The following is a 23,088-nucleotide window of genomic DNA, read 5'->3' as shown; positions in this document are numbered from 1 at the left end:
GCGCGTGCGCCCCTACCTCACTCCGTGGGACGCGGCGGGATCCCGCCCGGCTCCTCGAAGCCCTGCACGGGCGGCGGGGTCTCCCCCGCCGGCAGCTGGCCGGTCTCGAAGCCGGCGTCGCGCGGGCGACCCGACAGCGTGCCGGACTCGCGGGCCTCGCCGGAGGCGGCGCTCGCGGAGCTGCGAGCCTGCGCCAGCGCCTCGGCCGGGTCCTGCAGCGCGGTGCCCGCGAACGGGTCGTCCTCGGCGTCGACCGCCTCGCGGCGCGCGCGCTCGGTGGCGGTCTCCCTGCGCCCGTCGTGCTCACCGTCGTCGCCCGACGGCGGCCCCGACGTCGGGTTGACGCCGAACGCCCCCGCGATGCCGTTGAGCGCGGCCGTGAACTCGGTCGGGACGATCCACATCTTGCTCGAGGTGCCGTTGGCGATCTGCGGCAGCATCTGCAGGTACTGGTAGGCCAGCAGCTTCGGGTCGGCGTCGCCGCGGTGGATGGCGTCGAACACCTGCGTGATCGCCTTGGACTCACCCTGGGCGCGCAGGATCGCGGACTGCGCCTGACCCTCGGCCCGCAGGATCGCGGACTGCTTCTCACCCTCGGCCGTGAGGATCTGCGACTGCTTGACACCCTCGGCGGTCAGGATCGCCGCGCGACGGTCTCGCTCGGCGCGCATCTGCTGCTCCATCGAGCCCTGCACGCTCTGCGGCGGGTCGATCGCCTTGAGCTCCACGCGGTTGACGCGGATGCCCCAGCGTCCGGTCGCCTCGTCGAGGACGCCGCGCAGCTGGCCGTTGATCTGGTCGCGGCTGGTCAGGGTCTGCTCGAGGTCCATCGAACCGATGACGTTGCGCAGCGTCGTCACGGTCAGCTGCTCGATACCGGTGATGTAGTTGGCGATCTCGTAGGTCGCCGACTTGGGGTCGGTGACCTGGAAGTAGATGACGGTGTCGATGCTCACCACGAGGTTGTCCGAGGTGATCACGGGCTGCGGCGGGAACGAGACGACCTGCTCACGCAGGTCGACGCCGGCGCGGACGCGGTCGACGAACGGGATCAGGAAGTGCAGGCCGGCGTACATCGTGGCGTTGTAGCGACCGAGCCGCTCCACGATGAGCGCGACGGCCTGCGGCACGATCCGGACGGACCTCGCGATGGCGGTGACGACGAAGATGGCCAGCAGGACCAGGACGACGACGCCGAAGATGGTCTGGGGTTCCACAGGGAGTCCTTCCCTCGGTTGGTGAGCAGGTTCAGGGTTGCGCGGGCGGCGCGGAGGTCGGGTAGCCGGGCGGGTACGCCGGGGCCGCGGGGCCGCTCGGCGGGGAGCCGTAGCCGCCCGAGGGGCTCGCGTCGCTCGTGCCGACGCCGGGGACGACGTCGGTGGGGGCGACGACGGCCGTCGCGCCGTCGATCGCGACGACCTCGACCGGTGTGCCCACCGGGAGGACGCCGGCGCCGTCGAACCGAGCCGTCCAGACCTCGCCCATCAGCTTCACGCGGCCGGCGACGCCGGAGGTGGCGACCAGCACGATCGCGCTGCGCCCGACGAGGGCGGAGATGTTGGTCGCCGTCTCGGGCTCCTCCTTCTTGAAGCGGCGCAGCGCCCAGGGGCGGATGGCCACGAGGAGCAGGACCGAGACGACGGCGAAGACGGCCACCTGGACGGCCAGCGGGGCGCCGAGCGCCGCCGCGATCGTCGCGGCGAGGGCACCGCCGGCGAACATCAGGAACAGCAGGTCGACGATCAGGACCTCCACGACCCCGAGGATCAGGCTGAGAGCCAGCCACCAGTACCACTCCATCGTGCTCACCTCCGGGGTGCGTCGGACGTCGAGGTGGGTCGGTCGACCCGTCCTCGGCGACAGCATTCGTGCCGCGCCGCCCCTCTAGCGTAAAGGATTGGTCAAGGCATCGGGTGCACGGATTCGGTGCCCGGGTTCGACGCGCGGGTTCGGTGGTGGGCGTGCGAGGGCGCGAGGTCAGGCGCTGCGGCGACCCCGCGAGCCGGCCGCGGCTGCCCGCGCGCTCCAGCGACCGTCGCTGTGGGCGACCTCGAGGTCGACCCCGAACGTCGCGCTCAGGTGCTCCGCCGTGAGGACCTCCTCGAGCGGGCCGGCCGCCTGCACCCCGCCGTCGCGCAGCAGGAGCGCGTGCGTGAAGTGGGGCGGGATCTCCTCGACGTGGTGCGTGACGACCACGAGCACCGGGGAGCGGTCGTCGGCCGCGAGCTCGGCCAGCGCGGCGACGAGCTCCTCGCGACCGCCGAGGTCGAGCCCGGCGGCGGGCTCGTCCAGCAGCAGCAGCTCGGGGTCGGTCATCAGCGCGCGCGCGATCTGGGTGCGCTTGCGCTCGCCCTCGGACAGCGTGCCGTAGGTCCGCTGCGTCATGGAGGCCATGCCGAACGCCGCGAGCAGCGCCTCGGCGCGCTCGGAGTCCAGGTCCTCGTACGTCTCGCGCCACCGGCCGGTGACGCCGTAGGAGGCGGTCAGCACGACGTCGAGCACGCTCTCGTCCGCGGGGATGTGCTCCGCCAGGGCCGCGCTCGCGAGCCCGATGCGGGGGCGGAGCTCGAAGATGTCGACCTTGCCGAGGCGCTCCTCGAGCACGTCGACCGTCCCGGTGGTCGGGTGGAGGCGGGCGGCCGCGAGCTGCACCAGCGTGGTCTTGCCGGCACCGTTGCGGCCCAGCACGACCCAGCGTTCGCCGTCGGCGACCTCCCACGTCAGGTGGGACACGATGTCGCGCCCTCCGCGTCGAACCGTCACGTCGTCGAGCTGGAGAACCGAGGCCATGCTCCGACCCTACCCAGGCGACGGCCGACGGGCGTGCAGGAGAGTGCCGCGTCGTAGGTTGGTCACGTGCACGCCGACCGCCTCCTCCCCCGCTCCGTCGCCCTCGCGCTGCTGTGGTCGGAGCGCAACGGCCCGCGCACCGGGATGCTGCTGTTCGGCGACGACGAGCCCCACACCCTCGGTGCCGTGCCCCTGCTGGAGTCCCTGGCCGACGTCGACGCGCGCGCCGTCTGGGCGCTCGTGCCCGTGCCGGGCGATCCGCAGGGCCTGCCGCCCGGGGTGGCCGCCGCGGCCGCGGACGCCGGTGAGGCCGTCGTCGTCCAGCACGCGGACGGCACCACGGTGCTGGTCCCCGACGTCATCCCGTTCGGTTCGGAGCTCGAGCCCGGTGTCATGGTGCGGTGGCGGCAGCACGACGGCGCGGGCACGCGCGGTCCGTCCGCCAGCCCCGGCGAGGCCCGCCTCGCGCTGACCGAGGCTCTGGCCACCGCCGTCGACGAGCTCACCGCGCTCGACGTCGCGCGCGAGCGGCCCGAGCTGCGGGAGGCGTTCCTCGACCTCAGCGGCCCTCCGGACCGGCGCACCGAGGCCCTCACCTACCGCCTCGACGAGCGCCGCTCCGACCTGCTCGTGCGCGCGCTCCGCGTGCTGGAGATCGCCCGCCTGGCCGACGAGGACGACGGCGCGGCCGTCACGGCCAACCAGATGAACGCCCGCAGCGCGGTGCTGCGCGACCTCGCTCGCGCGGCGCGGACCGCCGTCGGCGTGGCGACGGCGCACGCGGTGCCCCCGGCCTGACCCGACGACCCGGGAGCCCGGGCCCGTCACCCGTGACCTGCGTCAGACGCTCTCGAGCACCGTGCGGTAGACCTCGAGCGTCCGCTCGCCGATCGCGCGCCACGCGAAGTGGTCCTCGACCCGGCGGCGCGACGCCGCGCCCATGGCGGCGGCACGCTCGGGGTCGCTCGTCACCGCGGTCAGGGCCGCGGCGAGGTCGGCCTCGAAGCGGTCGGGGTCGAGCGGCGTGCCCGTCCCGTCGGTCTCCTGCTCGAGCTGGACCAGCAGGCCGGTGACGCCGTCGTCGACCACCTCGGGGATGCCGCCGGTGGCCGAGGCGACGACCGGCAGGCCCACGGCCATGGCCTCGAGGTTGACGATGCCGAGCGGTTCGTAGATCGACGGGCACACGAAGACGGTGCAGGCCGCGAGCACCGCGACCAGCTCCTCGCGCGGCAGCATGTCGGGGATCCACACCACGCCCTCGCGCTCGGTGGCCAGACCCTCGACCAGCGCCGTCACCTCGGCCATGATCTCCGGGGTGTCGGGCGCCCCGGCGCACAGCACGACCTGCACGTCCGAGGGCAGCCGCCGCACGGCACGCAGGAAGTAGGGCAGCCCCTTCTGCCGCGTGATGCGGCCGACGAAGACCACCGCCGGCTTCTCCGGGTCGATCCCCCTGGCCCGCGCGAGCTCGAGGGCACGGGGGGTCAGCGCGCCGTCGTCGCCGGTCGGCCGCGCCCAGCTCGTCAGGTCGATGCCGTTGTGGACCACGTGCACGCGGTCGGGGTCGACGTCGGGGTAGGACCGCAGGATGTCGGCACGCATCCCGGCGCTGACCGCGATCACGCCTGCCGCACCGTGGTAGGCGGTGCGCTCGGCCCAGCTGGACAGCGCGTAGCCGCCGCCGAGCTGCTCGGCCTTCCACGGCCGCAGCGGCTCCAGGCTGTGCGCGGAGAGCACGTGCGGGACGCCGTGCAGGAGCCCGGCCAGGTGCCCCGCGAGGTTCGCGTACCAGGTGTGGGAGTGCACCAGATCGGCACCCGCCACGTCCTGCGCCATGGGCAGGTTGACGCCGAAGGTGCCGAGCGCCGCGTTGGCCCCCGCGAGCGCGGGATCGGCCGAGTACCCTGTCACGGTCGGCAGGCCGGGACCGCTCGGAGCGCCGTCGCGCGGACCGTCGAAGCACCGGACGCGGACGTCGGTGCTCTCCGCCAGGACGGCGGCCAGCTCGGTCACGTGGACGCCGGCACCCCCGTAGACGTGGGGCGGGTACTCACGGGTGAGGAGGTCGACGCGCATGTCGCGATCCTGCCAGGTCGACGCCGTGAGGTGCGCCACATCTCGGACGCTGGCCCTCGCGTCGCCGCAGGTCGAGACGGGTGCCTGCTTCAGCCCGACACGCGTGGCACGAACGGCCGTTCAACCCCTAGGGTCGGAACATGGCAGCAAAACGCGTCCTCGCAATCGTCCTCGCCGGCGGCGAGGGTAAGCGCCTCATGCCCCTCACTGCTGATCGGGCAAAGCCGGCCGTCCCCTTCGGGGGCATCTACCGCCTCATCGACTTCGCGCTGTCCAACCTCGTGAACAGCCACTTCCTGCACATCGTCGTGCTCACGCAGTACAAGTCCCACAGCCTCGACCGGCACATCGCCAAGACGTGGGACATGTCGCGCATGCTCGGCAACTACGTGGTGCCGGTCCCGGCGCAGCAGCGCATGGGCAAGAACTGGTACCTCGGCAGCGCCGATGCGATCTACCAGAGCCTGAACCTGCTCGACGACGAGCGTCCCGACATCGTCGTGGTCGTGGGTGCGGACAACATCTACCGCATGGACTTCTCGCAGATGGTCGATGCGCACATCGCCTCCGGCGCGAAGCTCACCGTGGCCGGCATCCGCCAGCCGCGGTCCCTGGCCGACCAGTTCGGCGTGATCGAGGCCGACCCCGCCGACCCGCGCCGGATCAAGGCGTTCCTGGAGAAGCCCACCAGCGCCGAGGGGCTGGCCGACTCCCCCGACGAGGTCCTCGCCTCCATGGGCAACTACGTCTTCGACGCCGACGCGCTGGTGGACGCCGTCCGCCGCGACGCGGAGCGCGACGACACCCGCCACGACATGGGCGGCGACATCGTGCCGGCGTTCGTGGAGCGGGGCGAGGCAGCGCTGTACGACTTCATCGAGAACGACGTCCCCGGGTCCAGCGACCGCGACCGGAACTACTGGCGCGACGTCGGGACGATCGACGCCTACTTCGAGGCCAACATGGACCTCATCAACATCGAGCCGGTCTTCAACCTGTACAACGACGACTGGCCCATGTTCACCGGGTACACCGGGCTGCCGCCCGCCAAGTTCGTGCACTCCTCCCCGGAGCGCGTCGGGCTCGCGGTCGACTCGATCATCTCCCCCGGGGTCGTCGTCTCGGGGGCCGAGGTGCACGGGTCGGTCCTCTCACCCCACACGAAGCTCAACTCGTGGTCGCGCGTGGACAACTCCGTCATCCTCGACAGCGTCACGATCGCTCGCCGAGCCCACGTGAATCGGGCGATCCTCGACAAGTTCGTCGTCATCGAGGAGGGCGCGAGCGTCGGCCTCAACCGCGAGATCGACCTCGCCCGCGGATTCACCGTGACGCCGTCGGGGATCACCGTGGTTCCGAAGGGCACGCGCGTGGGCGTGGACAGCGTGACCCCGTACGCCTTCGGTCGGAGACTGGGGGCGTGACCTCGACGCGACGCCTCGTGGTGATGGACGTGGACTCCACGTTCATCACCGCCGAGGTGATCGAGCTCCTGGCCGAGCACGCCGGGTCGCGCGCCGAGGTGGCGGCGATCACGGAGGCCGCGATGCGCGGCGAGCTCGACTTCGCGGCGTCGCTGCACGCCAGGGTGGCGACGCTCGCGGGGCTGCCGACGTCGGTGCTCGACGAGGTGCGGGCCACGGTGACCGTCTCGCCCGGAGCGCCCGAGCTGGTCGCCTTCCTCGCCGAGCGGGACTGGCCGCTCGCCCTGGTGTCGGGCGGGTTCATCGAGATCGTGGAACCGCTGGCCCGCTCGTACGGGATCACGCGGGCGCGCGCGAACGCGCTCGAGGTCTCCGACGGACGCCTCACCGGTCGCGTGACCGGGCCGGTCGTGGACAGGGCGGCCAAGGCGACGGCGCTGCGCGAGTACGCGGAGGCCGAGGGCATCGACCTCGCCGACACGGTCGCGATCGGCGACGGCGCGAACGACCTCGACATGATCGCGGCGGCCGGGACCGGCATCGCCTACAACGCCAAACCCGTCGTCGCCGCCCAGGCCGACCACGCCGTCAGCGGTTCGCTGACCGGCGTCGTCGACCTCCTGCGCTGACGCGGCTCCGCCACTCCCCACCGCCGACCACGGAGGTCCCCGTGAAGCAGCGCACGCTCGGCCCGTTCACCGTCTCCGCCGTCGGACTCGGCGCGATGCCGCTGTCCATGAACAACGACCAGGTCTACCCCTCGCCCGACGAGGCCCGCGCCACGGTGCACGCCGCGCTCGACGCCGGCGTGACCCTCATCGACACGGCCGACGTGTACGCGCCGACCTGGGACACCACCGGACACAACGAGCGCATCGTCGGCGACGCCGTGCGCACGTGGGACGGCGACTCCTCAGCACTCGTGATCGCGACCAAGACCGGGATCGTGCGCGGCGAGGGCGAGGTGCGCACGCGCGACGCGTCGCGCGGCTACGTGCGCGGCGCCGTCGAGCGCTCGCTGGCCAACCTCGGTGTCGACAGGATCGACGTGTTCCAGTACCACCGGCCGGACCGCTCGATGGTCTACGCCGAGTCGATCGAGAGCTACGCGGCGCTCCTCGAGGAGGGTCTCGTGACCGCCGTCGGCATCTCGAACGCCAACGCCGAGGAGATCGACATCGCCCGCGAGGTGCTGGGCGCGGGCCTCGTCAGCGTCCAGAACGAGTTCTCCCCGCGCCATCCGGGGAGCTACTCCGAGCTGGTCCACTGCGGCCGCCTCGGCGTCGCGTTCCTGCCGTGGAGCCCGCTCGGTGGGACGGGCGGCGGAGCGCGCGACGTCGGGACGCGATTCTCCGTGTTCGCCGACATCGCGCGGGAGCACGGCGTCAGCCCCCAGCAGGTCGTCCTGGCCTGGGAGCTCTCGCTCGGCGAGCACGTGATCCCGATCCCCGGCGCGCGCCGGACGACCTCGATCCAGGACTCGGCCCTCGCCGCCGACCTGGAGCTCTCGGGCGAGGAGCTGCGTCGCTGCTCGGACTCGCTCGGGATCGAGCTCGAGGACTGATCGAGCTCGAGGACTAGGAGTCGGCGGCCGTCCGCACCACGGCCGTGAGGACGGCCGACCGCGGCGCGAGATCGGCCCAGGACGACGGGACGGCCAGGATGCAGCGCGTTGCAGTCGGGACACCGGCACGGACCTCGTGCAGGTGCTCCGATCCCGGCCCCGCGAGCAGCAGCGCGAGCGAGCTCATCACCGGCTCGTGGCCGACGACCAGCAGCGTCGCGACGCCGTCCTCGACGTGTCGCAGCACCTCCAGGGCGGTGCGCGCCGTCGCGTCGTAGAGGTCGTCGCGCACCTCGGCGGTCGGCGCGCCGGAGAGCCGCTCCGCGACCAGCTCCCACGTCTGACGCGTGCGGACCGCGCTCGAGACGAGCGCGGCGTCGAACCGCAGACCGTCGGCGGCCATCGCCGCACCGGCCGCGGTGGCCTGCCGCCTGCCCGACGGTGCCAGCACCCGCAGCTCGTCCGCGCTCGCGTGGCCCTCGGCCTTCGCGTGCCGCATCAGGACGAGCGTGCGGGGCGAGGTCACCTACTGACCCATCGCGTGGAAACCGCCGTCGACGTGCACCATCTCGCCGGTCGTCGCGGGAAACCAGTCCGAGCAGAGCGCGACGACGGCGCGCGCGGCCGGCTCGGGGTCCTTCGAGTCCCAGCCCAGCGGCGCCCGCTCGGACCAGTTGCTCTCCATCTGCTCGAACCCGGGGATCGAGCGCGCCGCCGTCGTCTTGATCGGACCGGCGGAGACGAGGTTGACGCGGATGTTGCGCTCCCCCAGGTCCCGCGCGAGGTAGCGCGACGTGGCCTCGAACGCGGCCTTCGCGACGCCCATCCAGTCGTAGACGGGCCACGCGAAGCGGGCGTCGAAGGTCAGCCCGACGACGGAGCCACCCTCGCTCAGCAGCGGCGCGGCTGCCACGGCCAGCGACTTGAGGGAGAACGCGGAGACCTCGACGGCGGTGGCGACGTCGGGCCACTCGGCCTCGAGGAACCGCCCGCCCATGACGCTCTGCGGCGCGAAGCCGATGGAGTGCACGACGGCGTCGAGCCGGTCGGTGTGCTCGCGCACGGCGGCCTCGAGCCCGGCGAGGTGCTCGGCGTCGGTCACGTCGAGCTCGACGACCGGTGCCGGGCGCGGGAGGCGCTTGGCGGCCAGCTGCGTGAGCTTCGCCTGGCGGCCGAAGGAGGACAGGATCACCTCGGCGCCCTCCTCCTGCGCCAGCCGCGCGGCGTGGAAGGCGATCGAGGCGTTGGTCAGGACGCCGGTGATCAGGAGAGTCTTGCCGTCGAGCAGGCCCATGGGGTCCTCCGGTGGTTCGGGTGGAGCGAGGTGGTCGGGTGCGGGTGCGGGTGCGGTCGGCGGGTGGCTGCGTCAGTGCCCCATTCCGAGGCCGCCGTCGACGGGGATGACGGCGCCGGAGATGTACCCGGCGTCGGGACCCGCGAGGAACTCCACGACACCCGCGACCTCGCTCGCCTGCGCGAAGCGGGCGGCGGGAATCGCGGCGAGGTAGGAGTCCTGCTGCGCCTGCGGGAGCGCGTCGGTCATCGCGGTCTGGATGAACCCGGGAGCCACGACGTTGGCGGTGATGCCGCGGCCGCCGAGCTCGCGCGTGATCGACCGTGCGACGCCGACGAGGCCCGCCTTGCTGGCGGCGTAGTTGACCTGGCCGGGACCGCCGTACAGCCCGACGACCGAGGAGATGAGGATGATGCGGCCGCGGCGCTGCCGGATCATCCCCTTGCTCGCGCGCCGGGCGCACCGGAAGGCGCCGACGAGGTTGACGTCGAGCACGGCGTCGAAGTCGTCGTCGCTCATCCGCATGAGGAGCCCGTCGCGCGTGATGCCGGCGTTGGCCACGAGCACCTCGACGGGGCCGAACCGCTCCTCGATCGCGGTGAAGCCGGCGTCGACGGCCGCGGAGTCGGTGACGTCACCCGGAACCGCGAGGACGCCGTCGGGCACCTCGCTGCCCCGGGAGAGGGTGGCCACGTTGTCACCCGCGGCGACGAAGCGCTCGGCGATGGCGCGCCCGATGCCACGGGTGGCTCCGGTGACGACGACGGTACGGGGCGGGCGGGTCTCGGGAGGCACCGGGACAATCTACCGGACCACCCCCGTCCGACCCTCGTGAGCCCGCCGGGTGGACCCCCGTTCCGTGGGCGGCATCCCGGGGTAACCGGCGTACGCTCGAAGGATGGAACCGGTCCAGTCGATCACGTCCGCGGGGCGGTCGCGCGACCAGGACGTCTCGGGTCGTGCGATGCGGTACACGATCATGATGAGCATCCGGGTGGTGTGCTTCTTCGCCGCCGTCTTCACCGAGGGGTGGCTGCGCTGGACCTTCGCGGTCGGCGCCGTCGTTCTTCCGTACATCGCGGTGGTGCTGGCCAACGCTGGCAGCAAGCGACGCCGGTCCGACGACACGATGCACCTGCTCGACACCGGCGCGCTCCCCCACGAGCCGACGCCGGAGTACCGCCCGAACCCGCCGCGGCACGAGGCGCCGTGAGCACGACGGTCGGCCCCGAGGTGATCTGCAGCTCGAAGGGCTGCAACGCTGCTGCGGTGTGGGTGATCTCGTGGCGCAACCCGCGCATCCACGACACCGCGCGTCGCAAGCAGTGGGTGGCGTGCGACGACCACCGCGACCACCTGCGCAACTTCCTCGCCGCTCGCTCCTTCCCGCTCGAGGTGACCGCCCTCGGGGCCGAGCAGTCGGACCGCCCGCTCGGCACGGACGCGTCGTGAACGACGCCCGGCTGCGCGCCGTCGGCATCGTGCTGCTGATCGCGATGGGTTCGGTCGCGTGCGGCTTCCTCGGCCTCTGGCAGCTCCACCGCCACCAGGAGCGCGTCGCGCAGGTCGACGTCATCGAGTCGAACTTCGACGCCGCGCCCGTGCCTCTCGCCGAGGTGATGCCGGGGGACGCCCTCGACCCCGCGCGCGTGTGGCAGCCGGTCGAGATCACGGGTACGTGGATCGAGTCCTCGGGGGTGCAGCTTCGCAACCGCCCCGTGCAGGACGCCAACGCCTCGCACGCGCTGGCGCTGTTCCTCACCGACGAGGCACCCGCCCGTGCGCTGGTCGTGGACCGCGGCTGGTGGCGCCAGACCAGCGTCGTGCCCGACGGGGCCCTCGACGTCCCCACCGACGGATCCACGACCATCACGGTCCGGCTGCGGGCCGAGGAGCCGCTCGACGAGCGCTCGAACCCAGTCGGCGAGGTCTTCCGCGTGCACCCGCCGAGCGTGGTCGAGCAGTCGGGCCTCGACGCCGCGGACCTGGGTGGCGCGCTCGTGACCAACGCCTACGGGATGATCGCCGATCCGCGGCCCTCGGGCGTCCTCGGCTCGCTGCCCGAGCCCGACACGAGCCTGCGCTCGCACCTGTCCTACGCGCTGCAGTGGTGGTTCTTCGGAGCGGCGCTGCCCGTTGCCGCCGTCGTCCTCAAGCGCCGGATCGACGCCGACGCCGCCGAGGCGCGAGCGGCCGCCGAGGGCGGTGGGGCGACCGCGGTGCCGGCCCGCCGCCGTCGGGCGACGATGGCGGACGAGGAGGACGCGATCCTCGACGCCGCCGAGGCGGCCGAGGCCGCTGCGTCGTCGGAGCGCCTCCAGCGCACCGGCCCCTCCTGATCCTGCTCGGGCCGGGCTCCAGTCCTGCTCAGGCGGCTCAGGCCAGCGAGATCAGGTCCGCGTAGCCCGCGTTCCACATGTCCTCGTCGCCGTCGGGCAGCAGCAGGACCCGCTCGGGCTCGAGCGCCGCGACGGCACCCTCGTCGTGCGTGACCAGGACGACGGCGCCCGCGAACGTCTTGAGGGCCCCGAGGATCTCGGCGCGGCTGGCGGGATCCAGGTTGTTCGTGGGCTCGTCGAGCAGCAGCACGTTCGCGCTGGAGACGACCAGCACTGCCAGCGCGAGCCGCGTCTTCTCACCGCCGGAGAGCACGCCGGCGAGCTTGTCGGCGTCGTCGCCCGAGAACAGGAACGAACCCAGCACGCTGCGGACCTGGGTGTCGGTGAGGTCAGGGGCGTTGCGACGGAGGTTCTCCACCACGGTCGCCGCGGTGTCGAGCGTCTCGTGCTCCTGCGCGTAGTAGCCGATCTTGAGGCCGTGACCCGGCTCGATCTGCCCCGTGTCGGGCTTCTCGACGCCGCCGAGCATCCGCAGCAGCGTGGTCTTGCCGGCACCGTTGAGCCCCAGCACGACGACGCGCGAGCCCCGGTCGATCGCGAGGTCGACCCCGGTGAAGACCTCCTGCGAACCGTAGGTCTTGCTCAGGTCGCTCGCCCGCAGCGGGGTCTTGCCGCACGGCGCGGGGTCGGGGAAGCGCAGCTTCGCGACACGGTCGACGGCGCGGACCTCGTCCAGGCCGGTCAGCATGCGCTCGGCGCGGCGCGCCATGTTCTGCGCCGCGACGGCCTTGGTGGCCTTCGCCTTCATCTTGTCGGCCTGGGCGAACAGCGTCGCGGCCTTCTTCTCGGCGTTGGCCCGCTCGCGGCGACGGCGCTTCTCGTCCGTCTCGCGCTGCTGCAGGTAGGCGTCCCACTTGAGGTTGTAGATGTCGATCGCGCCGCGGTTGGCGTCGAGGTGGAACACCTTGTTCACGGTCGCGCGCAGCAGGTCGGCGTCGTGGGAGATGACCACGAACGCGCCGGGGTAGGCGAGCAGGTACTCGCGCAGCCAGACGATCGAGTCGGCGTCGAGGTGGTTCGTGGGCTCGTCCAGGAGCAGGGTCTGCGCGCCGGAGAACAGGATCCTCGAGAGCTCGACGCGACGGCGCTGACCGCCCGACAGGGTGCGCAGCGGCTGCTCGAGCACGCGCGTGGGCAGCCCGAGGTTGCTCGTGATGGTCGCGGCCTCGGCCTCGGCCGCCCAGCCGCCCTTGGACAGGAAGGTCGCCTCGAGCCGGCCGTACCGCTCCATCGCCTTCTCGCGCTCGTCCGCCGAGCCCGACGCCATGAGCTCCTCGGCCTTGCGCATGTTGCGGATCGTGGAGTCCAGGCCGCGCGCGGAGAAGACGCGGTCGCGCGCCAGGACGTCGGGGTCGCCGGTGCGGGGGTCCTGCGGGAGGTAGCCGACGTCGTCGCTCCGGATCACCTGGCCGCCGCTCGGTTGACCCTCGCCCGCGAGGATCTTGGTGAGTGTGGTCTTGCCTGCACCGTTCCGGCCGACGAGCCCGATCCGGTCACCCGAGTCGATGCGGAACGAGGCGTCGGACAGCAGCGTGCGCGCGCCGATGCGGATCTCGAGGGACTGGGTGGTGATCACGTGGACCGATTCTACGTCCGTGCGGCGCTGCTCGGACCGTGACCGTGCCCGCAGGCCCTGGATTCCTGGGTAACGTGACGACACGCACAGCGCCGACCGACCCGGATCGACCCGCCCTCACCCCGACCGCGAAGGCACCAGCATGAGGCTCCAGCTCTGGCACATCACCACGGCCGCCGTCCTGGTGGCGATCCTCGTCGGCCTCGTCTGGCTGGGGCTGCGCATCGTCCGCGAGTGGCGTCGAGGGCGCGACGAGGGTTCGTCACGCGGCTGAGCAGGACGGGTCCCCGTCAGCGGCGGAGGCGTGCCACCAGCGCCCAGGAGCCGGGGAGCAGGATCGCGGCCACGACGGCCTTGATCGCGTCGCCGATCAGGAACGGCGTGACGCCGAGGCCCAGCGCCGTCGCGAGGTCGACGCCGAGGAACGCCATCAGCCACGGCACCCCCGCCGCGTAGACGGCCACGCCGCCGGCGAGCATGAGGCCGATCGTCGCGAGCGGGCGGCGGTCGCCGCCGCGACGTGCGAGGCCGCCCACGAGCGCGGCGGCCAGGACGTACCCGAGCAGGTAGCCGAAGGAGGCGAACTGCCAGCCCGAGGCGCCGTCGGCGAACCAGCCGACACCGGCGACGCCGGCCAGGAGGTAGAGGGCGAGCGACGCCGTCGCGCGCACCGGTCCGAGCGCCGCACCGACGACGAGCACCCCGAACGTGCCGAGCGAGAGCGGGATCGGCGTGAAGCCGAGCGGGATCGCGATCTGCGAGGCGACGGCCACCAGGGCCGTGCCGCCGAGGACGAGCAGGACGTCGCGCACGCGGGACGTGGCGACGACGTCGGCGAGGACGCGGGGGGCGGGGCGCTGCTGCGCTGCTGCTGTGGTCACCCGACAACCGTAGGGGTCCGCGACCCCCGGTACGACGCCGCGCCGCGCACCAATCGGCCGGTGTCGCGTTGTAGGACCTCCACAGTCGGCCACCACGGCCCTGCCGCGTCGGGTGAGGACGGGCCTACGATGACGGCCGAGACGAGAGGGCGCCACATGACGTTCAACAAGGATGCAGACATCTCCGGCAACCGCGTGCGGCGCGGCGGCGGACGTCGCGGGGTCGCCGTCGGCGGCGGGATCGGTGGCCTCGGGCTGATCGTGGTCCTGCTGTTCCAGGTGTTCACGGGGCAGAACGTCGACCTGTCCGGGCTGACCGGCGAGGGCCAGGGGCAGTACCAGCCGGAGCAGGGTGAGGACTCCTACGTGCAGTGCCTCGAGGGCGGCGACCAGGCCAACCGCGAGATCGACTGCCGCATGAACGCGACGGCCCTCTCGCTCGACCAGTACTGGGAGGAGACCCTCCCCGCCCAGTCGGGCGTGCAGTACCAGCTGCCCGAGTTCCTGCTGTTCACCGGGAACGTCTCCACCGGGTGCGGCGCGGCGACCTCCGCCGTCGGCCCGTTCTACTGCCCGCCCGACTCGACGGTGTACATCGACACCACGTTCTTCGACGAGCTGACCTCGCGCTTCGGGGCCGACGGCGGCCCGCTCGGCGAGCTGTACGTCGTCGCCCACGAGTTCGGTCACCACATCCAGAACCAGCTCGGCACGATGAACGCGATCGACCGCACCGGGACCGGTCCGACGTCCGACGCGGTGCGCCTCGAGCTGCAGGCCGACTGCTACGCCGGGATGTGGGTGCAGGGCGCCGTGGACGCCAAGGACGCTGACGGCAACTCCTACCTCCTGGCCCCCACGGACGCCGAGATCGACCAGGCCCTCTCGGCCGCGGCCGCCGTCGGCGACGACCACATCCAGGAGACGTTCTCCGGCGAGGTCACGCCGCACACGTGGACGCACGGCTCGTCGGAGCAGCGCAAGGCGTGGTTCGAGACGGGTCGGACGCAGGGCACGCTGCAGGCGTGCGACACCTTCGCCGTCGGCGACGCCCTGTAGCCGGTCCCGCGGGTCGCAGCACCCCTCAGGCGGCGACCGCCTCGGCCGCGCCGACCTCGCGGGAGACCAGCGCGAGGATCTTGCGCAGCACCTCGGCGCGGTCGAACTGCAGCGCGTACGCGCGGGCGCGCGCCTCCCACGCCTCGCGCTCGGCCGGGGTCATCGCGAGGACCTCGTCCAGCACGCGCGCGACGGAGTCCGGGTCGGAGATCTCGATGATCTTGGCCGTGTCGCCGACGGCCTCGGGCACGCCGCCCGTCGTCGTGGTCGCGACCACTCCCCCGCCGGCGAGCATCTTCTCCACGACGGCGATGCCGAACGTCTCCACGAACTCCGGCCGCGGCAGCGTGGGCAGCACGAACGCGACCGCGCCCTGCATGAGAGCCGGCTTCTCGGCGTCGTGCACGTCGGTCAGGACCTGGATGCGGTCCGCCAGCGGTGACGCCGCCGCGAGGGCCCGGATCTCCGCCTCCTGCGGTCCTCGCCCCGCGATGACCAGGCGGACCGGCCCGGTCGCCGTCGCGGTGGCCCGCTCGAAGCCGGTGATGAGGTCGGGCACGCCCTTGGCCTCGGTCAGGCGCGAGAGGAACAGCACGTACGGCGCGTCGGCGAGACCGCGCCGCGCGAGCACGGCGGCCACGTCGGCGTCGTCGACCCCGAGGTAGGAGGCGGTGTCGAGGGCCGGGTAGGAGATGGCGACCCGCTCGGCGGACTGGGCCGCGAACGACGTGCCGTGCAGCGCGTCGATCTCGGTTGCGGCGCTGATGATGAGCTCCTTGGTGTACTCCGAGACGGCCACGACGACGTCGTTGGCCAGGTAGGACGTCATGACGTGGGCCGCCGCGCCGAAGCGGCCCTGCGCCACGCACGTGCGCACGACGTTCGTGATGTCGGAGCCGACGGCCTCGGCGACCGTGACGACGTCGACCGGCAGCCCCGTCCGGCGCGCGGCGGTCACGGCCTCGGTCACGGCGAGCGTGTGGGGGCTGAGGTACAGCGAGAGGCAGACGGTCGGCACGCCGTCGGTGAACAGCTCGATCAGGCGGCCGACGAGACCCGCCTGCCACCGGCCGTCCGGCACGCGGTAGTCCCCGACCGGGTCGGGCCGCTCGACCGTGATGCCTGGCGAGTACGGCAGCACGCGGTCCAGCGGCTTGAGCGGCAGGCCGGCTGCCTCGAGCCGGTCGATCGGCCACGTGAGGATCGTGACCTCCTCGAACCCCTGCAGCAGGGCGGCCTCGGCGAGGTTGCGCGCCTCGACCGAGTGCCCGCAGATGACCGGATCGGCGCGCACGACGATGACGAGCCGGCGGTAGCGCCGCAGCACGTCGTCAGCCCCGGTGGGGGTGGCGGGCGTGATGGTGGTGGGAGCAGCAGCGGACATCTCGGTCACCTCTCGGGGGTGGACGGGGGTCGGTGGGTGGTGCCCCAGGACGTGGGGCGGTCGGCGAGGGAGACGACGAGCTCGCCCCCGGCGTGCAGCTCCTGGCCGGTGAGCCAGGGGCGGTCGAGGGGGGCGCCGTCGAGCGTGACGCTCGCCACGTACTGCAGCGGTGGCGGACCCTCGCCCTCGCCCTCGCGGAAGCCCCGGGTGCGGATGTGGAACCGGCCGCCGGGGACGGCGAGGCTGGCCGAGGCGTACGACGGCGCGTTCAGCAGGAACACGTTCTGACCGGCGACGGGGAAGATCCCGAGCGAGGCCCAGACGTACCAGGACGAGAGACCGCCGGAGTCGTCGTTGCCGGCGAGACCACCGCGACCCGTACCGAACATCTGGTGGACGGCGCCGTGCACGACCTCGGCCGTGCGGTCGGGGCGCCCGGCGTACATGTACGCCCAGGGCACCTCCATGTCCGGCTCGTTGTTCAGGCCCTCGAACCGGTGCAGGGCGTAGCCCGCCGTCATCTCCGCCAGGTCCGGTGCGAGGCCGGGCTGGGTGACGGGGTCCGCGCCGTAGCCGAAGAACTCGTCGAGCATGGCGGTGAACGCCGCGTCTCCCCCGGCGAGGTCGATGCGGCCAGCCATGTCGTGCAGCAGGCGGAAGGAGTAGTTCCAGGGACCGCCCTCGTAGAAGGTGGAGGCCCGCAGCAGCCCGGTCCCGGCGTCGTACGCGGCGGGCCAGCCTGCCGCGAGCCGTCCGGACTCCGCCGCGAGCGCGGTGTCGCCCTGGCGCAGCGCGACGGCGCGCGTGCACCAGTAGCCGAACGCGAGGTCGAGCGTGTGGCTGACCGGGTGGGTGACTCCCTGGCGCAGGTACTCCTCGCCGTAGGTGCGGCGCAGGTCGGCCTGCATGTGCACGAGCGCCCAGTCCCAGTCGATCCCCGTCGCGCCGAGCTGGCTGAGGTCGGCGAGGAGGGTGTGCGCGAGCGCGCTCGCCTGCCGGGAGAACCGGTCGGCGCCGCGCGCCATGCGGTAGCCGATCGGGAAGTTGCCCTCCTCCTCGCAGATCCGCAGCAGCGCGTTGCCGAGCGCGACGCTCGCGTCCGGCCGCAGCAGCGTGAGGAGGGGCAGCTGGGTGCGGTAGACGTCCCAGAGCGTGCACAGGTCGAACACGAACGGCCCGTCGGTCGGCCAGAACGGACTCTCGTCGACGGCGATGCACGGCTTGATGAGCGAGTGGTAGAGCGCCGTCGCCATGATCGCGCGGCGGCGCGGGGACGCCTCGACCTCGACGCGGCCCAGGTTGGTGGCCCAGGCCTCGCGCGTCGCCTCCCACCGCGTGTCGAACGCGGACGGACCGGTCAGGACGGCGGTCGGGGCGAGCTCGCCGGCTCGCTCGACGACGGGGCCGGGGTCCGCCGTCCGGCCGTGCGCGAGGTCGGTGCGCAGGTTGGCGGCCGCCTGCTCCGTACCGCGGAGCGAGAAGCCGATGCGCAGCTCGACGACCTGGCCCGCCGTCGTCGGGCCGGCCCACATGACGCCGAACGGCCGCAGCGTGGTGGGCCGGATGTCGGAGAACTCGAGGCGGGAGCCGCCGGGCATGAGGCGGCGGTCGTACCACAGGAGCTGGCGCAGGCCGGGGGTGTCGCACTCGAGGTGGAACGCGAGCGGCGCCCCCTCCACGACGATCTCGCCGCACGCGACGCCGGGTTCGACGTGCTGGAGGTGCGCGCGCAGCGGCACGGTCTCGCCGTACGGGATCGCGAGTCCGCCGACCGAGAGGTCGACGACCACGCGCGCGTCGTGGTGGGCGGGGAACGTGTACCGGTGCACCGCGCTCTTCGGGCCGACCGTCAGCTCGGCGACCACGCCGCTGTCCAGCACCGCGCGGTAGTAGCCGGCGCTCGCCTGCTCCTCGACGATCTCCCAGCTGCGGCCGAGGTCGTCGAGCGGGGCGAGGAGCGGGGTGACGCGCAGGTAGTTGTAGTACTTGCGGATCGCGCCGGTGCCCGACTGCTGGAAGTGCGTGAAGCCCGAGGCGCGCAACGTGTCGGCGAGCGGCACCGGAAGGCCCTCGGTGCCGAGGTCGTAGCGTCCGTAGCCCGTGGGATAGGCGCCCGAGTAGGCGCAGGCCGAAACCATCCCGAGCGGGTAGGTGGCGCCGGGGTGGGTGTTGCCCACCTGCGGCTTCGGCCACCACCAGGTGGCGGCGAGGCCGGACCGCGGCGGCAGGTCCGTGGACCCCGTCCCGATGAACGGATCGACGTGATCGAGCACTGACGCCCCCTCCGTTCGCTGACGACGGCGGGCAGGCGCTGCCCCCGTGATCGTGAATGTAGGAGCGCCGTGTGTCCGGCGGGTAAAGACTGCGCTGCCGGGATGCAAAGAAGTAGGCGGCTCAGCGGTAGCGACGGTCACCGATCTGCCACGCTCGGGATGGCGGCTCCTACAGTGGAACGGTTCGCCCACTCGACGAGGAGACAGCGCTGTGAAGACCTTCCCCATGCCCGGCACCGATCTGGTGGTGCCCAACGTCGTCCTCGGACTGATGCGCATCCAGGACAAGACCGACGACGAGGTGCGCACCCTCGTGAGCACGGCCCGCGACGCGGGCATCACCTTCCTCGACCACGCCGACGTCTACGGCACGCCGCTGCACGGCTGCGAGCGGCGGTTCGCGGAGGCGCTCCGCCTCACCCCCTCCGAGCGCGAGGGCTTCGTCATCCAGACCAAGGCCGGCATCGTCCCGGACGGGCCGTACTTCGACTTCTCCTACGAGCACATCGTCGAGTCGGTCAACGGCTCGCTCGAGGCGCTCGGGACCGACTACATCGACATCCTGCTGCTGCACCGTCCCGACGCCCTCGTGGAGCCCGAAGAGGTCGCTCGCGCGTTCGACGAGCTCGCCGCCGCCGGCAAGGTCCGGTCGTTCGGCGTCTCGAACCAGACGCCCGGCCAGATCGACCTGCTCCGCAAGTTCGTGACGCAGCCGATCGTGGCCAACCAGCTGCAGCTGTCGATCACGCACGCGCCGATCGTCGCGCAGGGGGTCGCCTCCAACATGCAGGCGCTGGACCAGTCCATCGGTCGCGACGGCGGCATCCTGGACTACTGCCGTCTGCACGACATCACGGTCCAGGCCTGGTCGCCGTTCCAGGCCGGCTTCTTCGACGGGCCGTTCCTGGGGTCGGAGCGCTACCCGGAGCTGAACGCGGTCGTCGACCGCCTGAAGGCGAAGTACGACGTGCCTGCCGAGGCCATCGCCGTCGCCTGGATCACGCGCCACCCCGCGCAGATGCAGGTCGTTCTCGGGACGACGACGCCGGAGCGCGTCGCCGCGGCCGCGCAGGGCTCGGACCTCCCGCTCACGCGGGCCGAGTGGTACGAGCTGTTCCGCGCGGCGGGCTACACGGTGCCGTGATCGACGAGGTTCGTCACGACGACGACCACGCCGTCGACGCCGTCGGCGCGGGGCGGGCGCGCCTGCTCGCCCTGCGCGACGGCGTCGTGTCCCGGCTGCACGCCCTGGGCGTCAGCCGGGACGACGTCGTCCGGGCGGCGCAGGGGTCCAACCTCGACGACGAGCACGACCCCGAGGGCGCGACGATCGCGTTCGAGCGCGAACAGCTGCGGGCGCTGACGACGCAGGCCGCGGCGCGGCTGGTGGAGATCGACGACGCCCTCGCACGCCTGGAGGACGGGTCCTACGGGACGTGCGACGTGTGCGGTGAGCCGATCGGCGAGGCGCGCCTCGAGGCGCGCCCGACGGCGTCGCGCTGCATCCGTCACGCCTGAGGCGACGCGTCGGGACGCGGGTGGGCCCAGAGGGATTCGAACCCCCGACATCCACGGTGTAAACGTGGCGCTCTAACCAGCTGAGCTATAGGCCCTCGGTGCGGTGGCCCGCCGACGAGGGCGGGCCACCGGACGATCAGCTGCTCGGCGTCACGCACTCCACGATGGCGGGGTCGGCGGTCAGGTCGGTCAGCGCCGCCTCGTCCTCGTCCGTGGCCTCGTAGTCCTCGTCGCCCTCGACCATGGCGCGCAGGGCCTCGTCGGAGAGGTCCGAGTTGACGAAGACGTCGGCGATGCAGTCGGCCTGCTCCTGCGGGACGGCGACGCCGCCGAGCTCCTCGGTGCCCTCCGTGAGGACGTCGGCGATCTCGTCGGCGCTGGGACGCTCGGCGGCCGAGCCGCCACCGCAGGCGGACAGGACCATCGCGACGGCGACGGGCAGGGCGAGGAACATGGAGCGCTTGGACATGGGGTCCCCTCAAGGTGGGTCGATCGCGGGGATCGACGGTGGTCGAGCCTCCGGGTCAGCGGGTGCTCGGGTGCTGCTGTCGCGACGATCGTACGAGGAAACTCACACGTTCTGAGTATTTGCGACGCGGGTAGAGGTACCCATCCGCTCACCGCCGAGCCAGGAGGCCACCGGGTACGGCAGCGCGACCGCGAGCGGGGCCGCCGTCTCGCGCTGGGGCCAGGTCGAGTACCGCTCGATGCCGCGTCGCCGCGCCAGCGACTCCACGGCCCAGGCGAAGCCGATCGAGGAGATCGCGGTGATCAGCAGACCGGCGAGCGATCCCTCCGACGCGCCGTTGACCGTGGTCCCCAGCGCACCGCTGGCCAGCATCCCGAACACCACGACGTTGTTCACGACGTGCAGCGCGATGGCGGCCTCGAGACCGCCGGTCCGCAGCGTCAGCCACATCGCCGTCGCCGCGAACACCCCCACGTCGAGCAGCCCCCAGAGCCCGTAGCCGTGGCTGAAGACGAACGCGAGCGACGGCACCACGACCACCACGACGCGCGGCCACGTCCCGCGCGGCAGCCACGACCCGAGGGACTGCACGAGGAACCCGCGGAAGACGTACTCCTCGGCGGCGGCCTGGAACGGCACCAGCAGCAGCACCACCAGGAGCGGCAGCCACAGGCGTGCCCACGGCGTCCACTCCGGGCTCACGCTGTCACCCGCGAGGGCACCCAGGCCGAGGCTGAGACCGAAGTTCACGACGAGGGCGACGACGGCGAGCAGCGCGCACAACCCCATCCAGGACCAGCGCAGGCGCAGCGCCACCGACGAGATGTGCCCCTTGGGCCGCATCCCCGCCACGCGCAGCGCGATCGGGACGGCCAGGAGCCAGATCGCGATCGATCCCAGCGAGATCACGAGCACGAAGGTGTCGGTCGCGTCCAGGGCGAGCAGGCGCTCCAGCAGCGCGTCGACGTCGGCCGCCGACGTGAGCTCGCCGGCGAGATACATGGCGAGCATGCCGCCGCCCACCACGACCGTCGAACCGAGCACGCAGACCACGAGACCGACGCCGAGCGCCAGCAGCGGGCGCCACCACGCCCAGGCGAGGGTGCGGGGAAGCCGGTCGTACGGCGTCGCCGCGGCCGGTGAGAACGTCTCGCCACGGCGGGCCTCGGGCACCGCGTAGGTGCTTCCCGGCGGGAACTGGGGCGTCGGCGCGAACTGGCTCACACCGTTCACGCTACCTGTCGTCGCCCCCGAGCCGGGCGACGGCGGCGACGGCGTCACCCACGTCGCGAGCCCGACCGCCGGGCGCGAGGTCGGTCCACACGACCATGCCGGAGTCGTCGAGCAGGACGGTGCGCCGCAGCGACCACCCGGTCGCCTCGTCGAACGCCGCCAGGGCGCGTGACACCTCGCCGTGCGGCCAGGAGTCGGACGCCACCTCGACGTCGGCCGCCTCGCTGGAACGCCAGGCGTCCAGCGTCGCGGCGGTGTCGCACGAGACGACGAGCACGCGCGCCGGTGCCAGCGCGCCGCGCGCGGCCGCGACGTCGCGCAGCTCGTTCGTGCACAGGGGCGTGAAGGCACCCGGGACGAGGACGAGGAGCGCGGGCGCGCCGCGCAGGTCGCCGACGGTGACCCGCTGGCCGTACGGGAGGGCCAGGCTCAGCCCCGGATCGGGGCGAAGCCCCACGGGCGTGCCGACGGCGCCGCCCGGCTTTCCGGGCACGCCGCCCGTGCTACTTGCCGCGGCCGGGGGCGGACAGGCGGACGCCCAGCCACCCGGGCGCCGCGCTGAGCGACGTCGTCGGCTGCAGACCCGCGGTCTGCGCGGCCTCGCCGATGTCGGCGGTCGACACGTGGCCGGCGCTGCCCATCTTCGGCACGAGGACCCAGATCAGGCCGCTGTCCTCCAGGGTGCTGGCGGCGTCCACGAGGAGGTCCTCGAGGTCGGTGCTGTCGCCGTCGCTGCCGCGCCACCACACGATCGCAGAATCGGTCACGTCGCCGTAGTCCTCGTCGACGAGCTCGACACCGACCTCGTCGGCGAGCTCGTCACGGAGCGCGTGGTCGACGTCGTCGTCGAACCCCCACTCCTGGATGACCTGGTCCTTGGTGAACCCGAATCGACCGGCGCCACTCGCCGCCGGGTCGGTCGTCGCTGTCACGTCCTGAGCCTTTCGTGGTGTTCGTCACGTCGCGCCGCTGGGCAGCGGCAACGCGTCTTCGTTTCCCGGAGACTACCGCCCATCGCCACCCCGGCGCCTGCCCGGCGGTCTCGTCCGTCACCCGGAACGAAGGCAGCAACCCGCTCCCAGGCTGGATAGGCTGTCGTGGGTGCCTCGGACGATCCGTCCTTGCCGCGCCCAGGTCCGCCACGC

26 protein-coding genes and 1 tRNA gene are annotated in these 23,088 nt (G+C 72.7%); 11 read left to right on the top strand and 16 right to left on the bottom strand.

What is annotated here, in order from left to right:
• Positions 1-17: 17 nt before the first annotated feature.
• The 3 genes from SERN_RS10305 to SERN_RS10295 all read right to left on the bottom strand — a co-directional run bounded on the left by SERN_RS10305 (position 18) and on the right by SERN_RS10295 (position 2,790).
• Positions 18-1,217 (bottom strand): SPFH domain-containing protein, encoded by a 1,200-nt coding sequence (locus SERN_RS10305; RefSeq protein WP_135850046.1) that lies wholly within the window; start codon positions 1,215-1,217, stop codon positions 18-20.
• Positions 1,218-1,248: 31 nt separating this feature from the next.
• On the bottom strand, positions 1,249-1,800 hold the full coding sequence (locus SERN_RS10300) for an NfeD family protein (protein ID WP_135850045.1): 552 nt from the start codon (positions 1,798-1,800) through the stop codon (positions 1,249-1,251).
• A gap of 177 nt (positions 1,801-1,977) precedes the next feature.
• Positions 1,978-2,790 carry an ABC transporter ATP-binding protein gene (locus tag SERN_RS10295; protein WP_135850044.1) on the bottom strand — a complete coding sequence of 271 codons (813 nt, stop codon included), beginning with the start codon at positions 2,788-2,790 and terminating at the stop codon, positions 1,978-1,980.
• 66 nt (positions 2,791-2,856) lie between these two features.
• Here SERN_RS10295 and SERN_RS10290 point away from each other — a divergent pair, with 66 nt between their 5' ends.
• Positions 2,857-3,588, top strand: coding sequence for a hypothetical protein (locus SERN_RS10290; RefSeq protein WP_135850043.1), 732 nt, complete (start codon positions 2,857-2,859; stop codon positions 3,586-3,588).
• A gap of 42 nt (positions 3,589-3,630) precedes the next feature.
• Here the strand turns inward: SERN_RS10290 and glgA are convergent, their stop codons facing one another.
• On the bottom strand, positions 3,631-4,869 hold the full coding sequence (glgA, locus tag SERN_RS10285; RefSeq protein ID WP_135850042.1) for a glycogen synthase: 1,239 nt from the start codon (positions 4,867-4,869) through the stop codon (positions 3,631-3,633).
• Positions 4,870-5,009: 140 nt separating this feature from the next.
• On the opposite strand from glgA, the gene glgC reads away from it, so the two are divergent.
• The 3 genes from glgC to SERN_RS10270 are packed head-to-tail and all read left to right on the top strand — an operon-like array spanning position 5,010 to position 7,857.
• On the top strand, positions 5,010-6,293 hold the full coding sequence (gene glgC, locus SERN_RS10280; RefSeq protein ID WP_135850041.1) for a glucose-1-phosphate adenylyltransferase: 1,284 nt from the start codon (positions 5,010-5,012) through the stop codon (positions 6,291-6,293).
• Complete coding sequence (gene serB / locus SERN_RS10275) at positions 6,290-6,922, top strand: phosphoserine phosphatase SerB (protein WP_135850040.1); 633 nt, start codon at positions 6,290-6,292, stop codon at positions 6,920-6,922. Before glgC ends, serB begins: the two co-directional genes overlap by 4 nt.
• Positions 6,923-6,963: 41 nt before the next feature.
• The gene (locus SERN_RS10270) at positions 6,964-7,857 is read left to right on the top strand and encodes an aldo/keto reductase (RefSeq protein ID WP_135850039.1); all 894 of its coding nucleotides are present in this window, start codon (positions 6,964-6,966) and stop codon (positions 7,855-7,857) included.
• A gap of 13 nt (positions 7,858-7,870) precedes the next feature.
• Here the strand turns inward: SERN_RS10270 and SERN_RS10265 are convergent, their stop codons facing one another.
• From SERN_RS10265 to fabG, 3 genes are all read right to left on the bottom strand, one after another.
• The gene (locus tag SERN_RS10265; protein ID WP_233251612.1) at positions 7,871-8,383 is read right to left on the bottom strand and encodes a SixA phosphatase family protein; all 513 of its coding nucleotides are present in this window, start codon (positions 8,381-8,383) and stop codon (positions 7,871-7,873) included.
• On the bottom strand, positions 8,384-9,151 hold the full coding sequence (gene fabI / locus SERN_RS10260) for an enoyl-ACP reductase FabI (protein ID WP_135850038.1): 768 nt from the start codon (positions 9,149-9,151) through the stop codon (positions 8,384-8,386). It abuts the gene before it with no gap.
• 72 nt (positions 9,152-9,223) lie between these two features.
• Positions 9,224-9,946 (bottom strand): 3-oxoacyl-ACP reductase FabG, encoded by a 723-nt coding sequence (gene fabG / locus SERN_RS10255; RefSeq protein ID WP_233251611.1) that lies wholly within the window; start codon positions 9,944-9,946, stop codon positions 9,224-9,226.
• A gap of 103 nt (positions 9,947-10,049) precedes the next feature.
• On the opposite strand from fabG, the gene SERN_RS10250 reads away from it, so the two are divergent.
• Genes SERN_RS10250 through SERN_RS10240 form a run of 3 tightly spaced genes read left to right on the top strand, consistent with a single transcriptional unit; the run spans position 10,050 to position 11,490 of the window.
• Positions 10,050-10,364 carry a DUF3099 domain-containing protein gene (locus SERN_RS10250; protein ID WP_135850036.1) on the top strand — a complete coding sequence of 105 codons (315 nt, stop codon included), beginning with the start codon at positions 10,050-10,052 and terminating at the stop codon, positions 10,362-10,364.
• Complete coding sequence (locus SERN_RS10245; RefSeq protein ID WP_199241590.1) at positions 10,361-10,603, top strand: hypothetical protein; 243 nt, start codon at positions 10,361-10,363, stop codon at positions 10,601-10,603. The genes SERN_RS10250 and SERN_RS10245 overlap by 4 nt, the downstream gene beginning before the upstream one ends.
• Positions 10,600-11,490 (top strand): SURF1 family protein, encoded by an 891-nt coding sequence (locus SERN_RS10240; protein ID WP_135850035.1) that lies wholly within the window; start codon positions 10,600-10,602, stop codon positions 11,488-11,490. The genes SERN_RS10245 and SERN_RS10240 overlap by 4 nt, the downstream gene beginning before the upstream one ends.
• Before the next feature lie 37 nt (positions 11,491-11,527).
• Here the strand turns inward: SERN_RS10240 and SERN_RS10235 are convergent, their stop codons facing one another.
• A complete protein-coding gene (locus SERN_RS10235) occupies positions 11,528-13,126 on the bottom strand; it encodes an ABC-F family ATP-binding cassette domain-containing protein (RefSeq protein ID WP_135850034.1) in 1,599 nt (532 codons plus the stop codon).
• Positions 13,127-13,268: 142 nt separating this feature from the next.
• On the opposite strand from SERN_RS10235, the gene SERN_RS15980 reads away from it, so the two are divergent.
• Positions 13,269-13,400, top strand: coding sequence for a hypothetical protein (locus SERN_RS15980; protein WP_269846137.1), 132 nt, complete (start codon positions 13,269-13,271; stop codon positions 13,398-13,400).
• A gap of 16 nt (positions 13,401-13,416) precedes the next feature.
• Here SERN_RS15980 and SERN_RS10230 read toward each other — a convergent pair whose 3' ends face one another.
• On the bottom strand, positions 13,417-14,007 hold the full coding sequence (locus SERN_RS10230; protein ID WP_135850033.1) for a biotin transporter BioY: 591 nt from the start codon (positions 14,005-14,007) through the stop codon (positions 13,417-13,419).
• Between the two features lie 156 nt (positions 14,008-14,163).
• Here SERN_RS10230 and ypfJ point away from each other — a divergent pair, with 156 nt between their 5' ends.
• Positions 14,164-15,066 (top strand): KPN_02809 family neutral zinc metallopeptidase, encoded by a 903-nt coding sequence (gene ypfJ / locus SERN_RS10225; protein WP_135850032.1) that lies wholly within the window; start codon positions 14,164-14,166, stop codon positions 15,064-15,066.
• Positions 15,067-15,091: 25 nt separating this feature from the next.
• On the opposite strand, the gene SERN_RS10220 is transcribed toward ypfJ, so the two are convergent.
• Both SERN_RS10220 and SERN_RS10215 read right to left on the bottom strand, forming a co-directional pair.
• Positions 15,092-16,450: a glycosyltransferase gene (locus SERN_RS10220; protein ID WP_135850031.1), complete on the bottom strand. Its 1,359-nt coding sequence runs from the start codon at positions 16,448-16,450 to the stop codon at positions 15,092-15,094.
• A gap of 5 nt (positions 16,451-16,455) precedes the next feature.
• The gene (locus SERN_RS10215; protein ID WP_135850030.1) at positions 16,456-18,723 is read right to left on the bottom strand and encodes a glycoside hydrolase domain-containing protein; all 2,268 of its coding nucleotides are present in this window, start codon (positions 18,721-18,723) and stop codon (positions 16,456-16,458) included.
• 211 nt (positions 18,724-18,934) lie between these two features.
• Between SERN_RS10215 and SERN_RS10210 the strand changes: the two genes are divergently transcribed.
• Together SERN_RS10210 and SERN_RS10205 are read left to right on the top strand one after the other, a co-directional pair.
• Positions 18,935-19,867, top strand: a complete 933-nt coding sequence (locus tag SERN_RS10210) for an aldo/keto reductase (protein ID WP_135850029.1) — start codon at positions 18,935-18,937, stop codon at positions 19,865-19,867.
• On the top strand, positions 19,864-20,241 hold the full coding sequence (locus SERN_RS10205; protein ID WP_233251610.1) for a TraR/DksA family transcriptional regulator: 378 nt from the start codon (positions 19,864-19,866) through the stop codon (positions 20,239-20,241). The genes SERN_RS10210 and SERN_RS10205 overlap by 4 nt, the downstream gene beginning before the upstream one ends.
• A gap of 21 nt (positions 20,242-20,262) precedes the next feature.
• Here the strand turns inward: SERN_RS10205 and SERN_RS10200 are convergent.
• The 5 genes from SERN_RS10200 to SERN_RS10180 form a co-directional block, all read right to left on the bottom strand.
• Positions 20,263-20,336 (bottom strand) — tRNA-Val (locus tag SERN_RS10200).
• 41 nt (positions 20,337-20,377) lie between these two features.
• A complete protein-coding gene (locus SERN_RS10195; protein WP_135850028.1) occupies positions 20,378-20,710 on the bottom strand; it encodes a hypothetical protein in 333 nt (110 codons plus the stop codon).
• 102 nt (positions 20,711-20,812) lie between these two features.
• Positions 20,813-21,934: a CPBP family intramembrane glutamic endopeptidase gene (locus tag SERN_RS10190; protein WP_135850027.1), complete on the bottom strand. Its 1,122-nt coding sequence runs from the start codon at positions 21,932-21,934 to the stop codon at positions 20,813-20,815.
• 10 nt (positions 21,935-21,944) lie between these two features.
• Positions 21,945-22,436, bottom strand: a complete 492-nt coding sequence (locus SERN_RS10185; protein WP_135850026.1) for a redoxin domain-containing protein — start codon at positions 22,434-22,436, stop codon at positions 21,945-21,947.
• A gap of 10 nt (positions 22,437-22,446) precedes the next feature.
• Positions 22,447-22,875: a DUF3052 domain-containing protein gene (locus SERN_RS10180; RefSeq protein WP_135850025.1), complete on the bottom strand. Its 429-nt coding sequence runs from the start codon at positions 22,873-22,875 to the stop codon at positions 22,447-22,449.
• Positions 22,876-23,088 lie beyond the last annotated feature (213 nt).

It is taken from the genome of Serinibacter arcticus, from assembly GCF_004786095.1.
In the GTDB taxonomy this organism is placed as follows: Bacteria; Actinomycetota; Actinomycetes; order Actinomycetales; family Beutenbergiaceae; genus Litorihabitans; species Litorihabitans arcticus.
Note: the sequence above shows the minus strand (reverse complement) of the source record. Positions and strands in the feature narration are given on the sequence as shown.